The sequence below is a fragment of the Methylomonas koyamae genome, assembly GCF_001644025.1.
GTDB lineage: Bacteria > Pseudomonadota > Gammaproteobacteria > Methylococcales > Methylomonadaceae > Methylomonas > Methylomonas koyamae_A.
Map to the genome: position 1 here is coordinate 1 of NZ_LUUK01000028.1, position 7120 is coordinate 7120.

At 47.8% G+C, this 7120-nt stretch carries 7 protein-coding genes; 2 read left to right on the forward strand and 5 right to left on the reverse strand.

Annotated elements, in window-relative coordinates:
- Window positions 1–258, forward strand: a 258-nt coding sequence (locus A1355_RS25970; RefSeq protein WP_231883530.1) for a hypothetical protein, incomplete at its 5' end; no start/stop codon positions are given.
- On the opposite strand, the gene A1355_RS02735 is transcribed toward A1355_RS25970, so the two are convergent.
- The 5 genes from A1355_RS02735 to A1355_RS02755 all read right to left on the reverse strand — a co-directional run bounded on the left by A1355_RS02735 (window position 255) and on the right by A1355_RS02755 (window position 3542).
- Window positions 255–1238: a tyrosine-type recombinase/integrase gene (locus A1355_RS02735; protein ID WP_231883531.1), complete on the reverse strand. Its 984-nt coding sequence runs from the start codon at window positions 1236–1238 to the stop codon at window positions 255–257. The genes A1355_RS25970 and A1355_RS02735 overlap by 4 nt on opposite strands.
- A gap of 241 nt (window positions 1239–1479) precedes the next feature.
- A complete protein-coding gene (gene radC / locus A1355_RS02740) occupies window positions 1480–1992 on the reverse strand; it encodes a RadC family protein (RefSeq protein ID WP_064024757.1) in 513 nt (170 codons plus the stop codon).
- 140 nt (window positions 1993–2132) lie between these two features.
- Complete coding sequence (locus A1355_RS02745; RefSeq protein WP_064024759.1) at window positions 2133–2750, reverse strand: hypothetical protein; 618 nt, start codon at window positions 2748–2750, stop codon at window positions 2133–2135.
- A gap of 76 nt (window positions 2751–2826) precedes the next feature.
- Window positions 2827–3177: a hypothetical protein gene (locus A1355_RS02750; protein ID WP_064024765.1), complete on the reverse strand. Its 351-nt coding sequence runs from the start codon at window positions 3175–3177 to the stop codon at window positions 2827–2829.
- A gap of 95 nt (window positions 3178–3272) precedes the next feature.
- Window positions 3273–3542 (reverse strand): hypothetical protein, encoded by a 270-nt coding sequence (locus A1355_RS02755; protein ID WP_064024761.1) that lies wholly within the window; start codon window positions 3540–3542, stop codon window positions 3273–3275.
- A gap of 1068 nt (window positions 3543–4610) precedes the next feature.
- Between A1355_RS02755 and A1355_RS02760 the strand changes: the two genes are divergently transcribed.
- Entirely contained in the window at window positions 4611–6749 is a 2139-nt protein-coding gene (locus tag A1355_RS02760) for a primase-helicase family protein (RefSeq protein ID WP_064024763.1), read from the forward strand.
- Window positions 6750–7120 lie beyond the last annotated feature (371 nt).

Sequence of the window (7120 nt, forward strand, 5' to 3'; positions counted from 1 at the left end):
AAATGGCAACAGCCCCTAGTGAAAAGTTGTGTTGGCGGACATGAAGAACACCTGTTTTTGTTAAGGTGCACTTCAATTACGATTTGCAAAAAAAACCTGTTTTGGCCCTTTTTTACGGGGTTTTTTGAAAAACGCCGGTTACCAAAATGCAAAACAACTTATGTTTCTCTGCGTTTTTTTTGCAATTTATTCGGTGCTTTTTTTCTTAAAAAACTGACGTTAATTTGCAGCGCCTTTATTGCTGGTCCGGAGCTTTAAAAACTAAAATTTGCCATCGCTTTTTGCTGGGCTTTTTGCGAGCGCCGGTCGTACAAAGCGGTAGTCTGTAGCTGTTCATGCCCCGCTAGTTGGCGCGTGGTGTTGAGATCAACCCCCAGTTCCAACAACCGGGTCACAAAGGTGCGGCGAAGATCATGCGGCGAACAAGGCGCAATACCGACATCCTGCACCCTGCGCCGCAAAAGGCCGTACACCATTTGCGCGCTGATGCGTTCGACGGCGATGGTTGATTTGGATTGAAGGCACCGATAAAACAAAGGCACCGCAGATGCCTGCCGACAACGTAACCAACGCAGCACATAGGTTTTTGCTGTGGCGGGCAGAAACAGCTGCCGTTGTCGCTGACCTTTACCCGCGCGGATCAGCAGCGACCCGGTTTTTCGGTCGTAGTCCGACACATCGAGCGCAATGACTTCACTGCGGCGTAATCCGGCATAAGCCATTAAGGCAATCACCGCCGCATCACGGACGCCGGTGAGGGATTGCTCTTGATCACAGGCTTTGAACAAACGTTTGAGCTCTAACGCGGTTAACGACCGGCCAGCCGGTAATCGCTTTGCCGTTTCTGCGGGAATGCTTTGGATTCGTTGCCACTCGTTGGCCGGGTAGTGGCCTAATAGAAATCCATTACGCAAAATGCCACGCACGGCTGCCAGGGTGGTCTTGATGGTATTCGGCGACTTATGGGCCTGCTGTAACTGCGTTCTTAACCGGGCCAGCTGTTGATAGCGCAGCGACAGCCAAGGGCACGTTTCAACGTCGCCTTGCCAGTGATTCACCTGTGCTACCTGCCGCAACAATGAACGCATCGAACGGCGGCCACTGGGCGCCAGATTATCGAGATACAAGGTCAATGCCTGACGCGATTGCAGCACTGACACGTCATCAACGTCGTGTTGCTGATCGGGTTGGACATCGTGTGTGTTGTCATGATCACATGACATCGAAACCCGCGTCATACCGTAGCCTCGTTGCGGTATACCGATGCGCTACCAGGCATGTTAATCATCATTAACATGCCCGATGCTCGCGTCATGTACCGCGTGTACTGTCGATTTTTGCAACCCGTACAAAATGCAGGGAGAAAATGATCACTGATAACACCCAAGCCGCTGCAGTTGGAGACGCCACTGTCGTTGTCGTTGTCGTTGTCGGCTAAGTTGCCATTCGATTGACTTGACCTAATGCTATATTGCCTGCTCATAACAAGCCCCGTTCCGCAAACGAACAAAATTCGGTGCCGCCAATTACGAAGTGATCCAGTACCCGTACCTCGATTAATGCCAAGGCGTCTTTCAACTTATGGGTGATCAGTTGATCGGCTTGACTGGGCTCGGCCAAACCCGAAGGATGGTTATGCGCCAGAATCACTGCACTGGCATTCAGTTGCAGGGCACGTTTGACGATTTCCCGTGGATAGACATTGGCGCCATCCACCGTGCCTTGAAAACAGGCTTCGGCTAACAGGACTTTATGCTGGTTATCCAGGAAAATGCAGTAAAACACCTCGTGTTCCAACGTAGCCAACTGCAACATCAAAAACTCGCGGGTGTCGTTGGGACTGGTAATCGCCTGGCCCCGGCTGAAGCGCGCCTGAATCAATTGCCGGGCCATGGTCAGAATTTCCTCCGTGGTTACCGGGCGCAACACCCAAAACTGGTCGGGCAGTTCATGAACTTGAAAGGGATGATCGGATGGCTGCTGATTGGTCATGGTCAATACTCCAAAAACGATGGACGTGACTTAGCCTGAGCGGTGAAGCCCATTCGGAAAAGTCACGTCGGGATGTAAATTAAAGGTGCGTCAGTTCAGAACTAGTACAACTGACAAGCGCTTATCACTACGAATAGCGGTTATTCGGTCTGTTGATAGAGGCTGTCGATGTCCTGCAGAATCGCAGCGACATTGGACAAAGCCCGTTTCAAGGTCTTAGGCGTATGCCGATTGGGGGCAAGTTGCTTGACCGTATCGCGTAACTCCGTCACCAGTTCCACGATTTCCGGCGAGAGTTCACCTTTGGTGTCAGCGGCTTTGCCGGTGCTTTTGCCAGCCGGTGTACGTGTGTGCCCAATGTTGGTACCTGCAGTGGCATCTGTGGCAATCGTTGCAGGGGCACTAACACCCGCACCGTCAACGCCAGCCTGATCAGTATCACCATCACCGTCAAGGACACCCTTATCGGTACCACTCTCAGTATCACCGTTACCATTAGCATCAGCATCCGTGCCAGTACCACCGCCAACGCCATTATCATGGCCAATGCCGTCATCGCCAGCCAAAGCTGACGCCTTGACTTGCTCAGGCGAAGGTTGATTTTTTACAGGTTTGACCGACGCGGTTTTACCGGCAGTGGTAGCCGCGCCTTTAGCAGTCGCCGTACCTGTAGTTGCACTATCGGTTGGGCCAGTCTCTGCAGCGGCTTTAGCGGGGGTATTAGAATCTAATGCGGGTTGGGTAGTTTTTTGCGTCATGATAAGTTCTCCAAAGTATTTACGAAATCAATCAGTGTTGAAAAATAGGAAGTGAAAACGAACAGCCAGTTGTTGTTCAATACTCCTCGGGCAACAGAATGGTGGTCACGCTACGGTCTGCCTCGGATATCAACCAGAGCTTGACTGACCCCGTTGCAGGGCTATCCGCTGCTGGGGTAGGTAATTCATAGGCTGACAGTAGGCGTGAGCCGCTGCGTAAGGCGTCTTCATTGGCCTTGGCATCCTCGGCACAGACATCGCCCCAATCGCCGCGGATATGACGGTGCAGTAAATCGAACGGGCTGATGCCTAAGTGTTCCAGTACGTCCAAAGCACCCGGCGTCGCCACCAACTCTCCTGACTCGAAACGCGGTTGCGGCAGACACGGTTGAACGACAGTGCCATCGTGATCAGCGTCACTGGACATAGCCTGATCCTCCATCGACGAATCGGAAAAGTAGGCTAGCTCTTAAAGTAAGCCGCCTTAAGACCAAGAACGCCATTTGGTCGATGCGATTGCACCTATTCCTGTTCGTCATAGTCTTCACCGCTGAGGTCAGTCAGACTCAGATTGTCCAACTCGTCTAAATCGGGATCGTGCTCTCCCAGTGCCGCACATAACACCAGTGTGATACAGCGGGCTAAATAGCGCATGGTATGACCCAATTCCAGAGTCAGGGCATAAGACGCCGGCTGTTGCACCGTCTGCGTGTAATCCCGGCAAGCGGTTTTAAAACCGTCGGCTAGCACCTGTAGCGACGGACTGGCATTATCAAGGGTGGTAATTGACATCAGATGTCTCCTGTTATGAAGTAAACAACATTAAACGAGCAACTCCCGCCGGACCTCGGACTAACCCAAACAAAACGACAGGTGCACGAAGGCGCAGCGGATGATCAAACCCGATGAAAAATAGGCGTCATGTTATGGAAACGTCGAGGGGCGGAGGGTGCGAACAGCGACCGAAACAAACGGATCGCTGTTGATATAGCATAACATATTCAATGACTTATCCCAACCCAAGCTTTCTACGGCTGCATCCGCAAATCGTACTAAAATCAGCTGGCAGTTATACAGGTTTGAACAATTTGGACAAAAATTAGGCGTTTTGGACAATTGTCAATTGCGGGAATCTGAGGCTATCAGACAGAGTAAAAGCCACCACCTTTTCCAACAAACCCGACCAAGTTTTGAATGTAAACGTTTAATCACTCCACGTCGTCATGCTGTCCCGGTTATGGTTTTATCTGCGTAACCGAAAGGCATCAGTTCGTCGATGCGGCTGTTAGGTCAGATAGCAAGTTTTTCCAAGGTACCTTGTTGAGGTTGGTGATGCCGGGCTGGTTTTTGTGGGCATCGTCAACCATTGCCTGATGATTGACGATTGATCACAATTCCGCATTTAAAGGGACGACTGGATACAGGAAAAAACTGTCTGACTGCAAGTAGTTCCCCTTGGACCTCCTCATGGATGAACCGCCAGATTCCCTTGGAATGCATTACGGGTCAACACAGCTTGAACGTAGAACTTCACGCTGCAAATACACGCGGAAAAAATATTTTCGCAGTTCTGTCAAAAACACTTCCAAACTGAAATGTAAATAGTAATTGCTCTACGCATTCGACCAAATTTTGGAAAAAGTGCCGTTGAGTACAAAACCATTTCGGTTTGCACCAATGAAAAAAAAAGACCGGAAAAATGCGTGTTATTTGCAATTTTTCGTGATGCGTTACTTCGTGATAACAGCATTACGCTAAAACAAAAATGCACATTTTTTTTCCGAACATTTTTCATTTAAAAAAGTTTGTATTTCTGATGAGATTCAGAGATTACGCTTTTTTCCTATAAGGAAAAAAATTATGTCAACTAACGATAAAATTGAAGCGACTATTAAAAAAATCTTGAGCCAGTCCAAAAAAGTAACACAAGATAGTAAAGGTTACATGATGTGTTGTCCGGCCCATGATGACAAAAACCCAAGCCTTAGTATGGGTGTAGGGAGAGATGGGCGTGTACTTTTAAAGTGCTTTGCTGGCTGCACCATCGAACAGGTCGTAGCAGGATTTGGTTTGAGATTGTCAGACCTCCACCCCAACGAAAAACGAAATATCGTTGCGGAGTATTCTTACAAGGATGCCAAGGGCGAAGAGGTCTTCCAGATTGTGCGCCTTGAGCCGAAAAGTTTTTATGTCCGGCAAAATCAAGATGGTCGTTGGGTTTACAACCAAAAAGGGGTTCATCTGGTACCGTTCCGGCTGCCAAAGCTCAACAAAGCCGTAAAAGAAAAACGTCAGGTCTTTATAGTGGAAGGTGAAAAGGACTGTAACAACATGGTCAAACGCTTTAAGCTAACTGCAACCACGTTCCCATTTGGTGCAAAGAAGTGGCAAGCGCACTATGCGAAGTATTTCAAAAATGCACGCATAGTCATTGTCCCGGATAACGATGCAGTTGGTAGAGAACATGCTCAGATGGTGGCAGAAAAGCTTAATGATGTTGCTAAGGAAATCCGCATCGTGTCATTACCTGATCTACCGGATAAAGGTGACATTTCCGACTGGATCAGGCAAGGCGGCACCAAAGAGGCGTTTTTGGCACTCGTTGAGGACACGCCTTTGTGGGAACCAGCCCCTGTCATAGAGCACACTGAAGATGAATTAGCCCTTAAAGCCAGGATCGAAGAACTTAATAAAAAATACGCTACGGTGCTGGTCAGAGGCAAATATGTGGTGTTGCAACCTGATAGCTGGGATCCATCGTTGAATTGTTCCACCATTGAGTTCATCAATCCATTTTCGCTTGAAAAAATGTTTGCTCATGACCAGGTCATTACGGGCTATAGCGGGAAGAAACCATTCTACCAAAACGTGATAAAAGCCTGGTCGCACAGCCCAGATCGCCGAAAATATGAGGGTATCGTTTTTGATCCCGGTAAAGATCACGGTCCTGAGTACTTTAACTTATGGCGAGGGTTCGATGTCCGACCTAAAAAAAGTCATAAATTTGATTCGTACTTGAATCATATTTATGACGTCATTGCGGATGGCGATACTGCTGTGTATAACCATTTAATAGCTATTATGGCCGATGCGGTTCAATTAAGGCCAAGGCCTGGGGTTGCGGTAGCGATTCTAGGCAAACAAGGAGTAGGCAAAGGTGTTTTTGTCAATAACTTTGGCGCTTTGTTCGGAAGACATTATTTACACATTACCCATGGTGAGCACATGACTGGGCGATTTAATCGCCATCTTGCCGAAGGTATGATCGTATTTGTCGATGAGGCGATTTGGGCAGGTGACAAGAAGGCTGAAGGCGTGTTGAAAGGCCTGATTACCGAAGAGCGTTTGATGATTGAAGCCAAGGGTGTCGATGCCTACGCGATAAAAAACCATAACCGTGTATTTTTGGCATCGAACCACGATTGGATTGTTCCAGCTGGTCTCGAAGACCGTCGTTTTTTCGTGATAAGAGCATCAGACCTGCACATCCAGGATAGGGATTATTTCGGTAGAATCCAAGAGCATATGGATAATGGGGGCCGAGAAGGGTTGTTGCGTTATTTACAACAATATGATCTGACCGATATCGAGTTAACAGCTTTCCCCAGAACCAAGGAACTCGCCAACCAAAAATTGCTGAGTATGGATTTGGTTGATCTGTTTTTGTTTTCTGTCTTGCAGAACGGTATGCTCTATGCTGATAGAGGCGATTTTGATCTTGAATTGAGTCAAAAACCCTGGGGAAATGGTGTGGTGGGTAGTGATTTGCTTTACAAAGCATTCAAGGCTTTCCATCTATCAGGGGGTAAGAAGTGGATTAACAGCGATGCAAGTTTCGGAATTGCCCTTAGTCGCATCATCCCTCAACGTAAGAAAAAAAGATGTAAAGGTGTGATGAGTTATATCTTTCCTTCGCTCAAGGAATGCCGTGATCAATTTGATGCGATAACACGGCAAGACTGGGAATGGCCGAAGGTACAGGAGGATGATAGGGACTGATAGGCTCAGACCTGGCCTAGTGTGCAACCTGTGCAATTTCTTGTAAATGTGCACAGGTTGCATAGGTTATATAGGTTATATAGGTTAAATTTAAAATATTAACTTTAAAATGTAACAATGGGACCAGAATTAACCGATTCTGGTCTTTTTTTTACGTTTTTTCTCAATGCGAAAGGCTCAGAAAACCTGTCCAACCCATGTAACCCATGAAGGGTTCTCTATACAGGGGCGGATTCAAAACCCAAGTGCAACACCCAAAATGCCAGTAAGGTATGCACATGAAAACCACCCCAAAACATTATCAACAGCTTCAGCCTGAAGATCGAGTCACGATCTTCAGGCTGAAGCAACAAAACGTAAGCGGTCCTTTA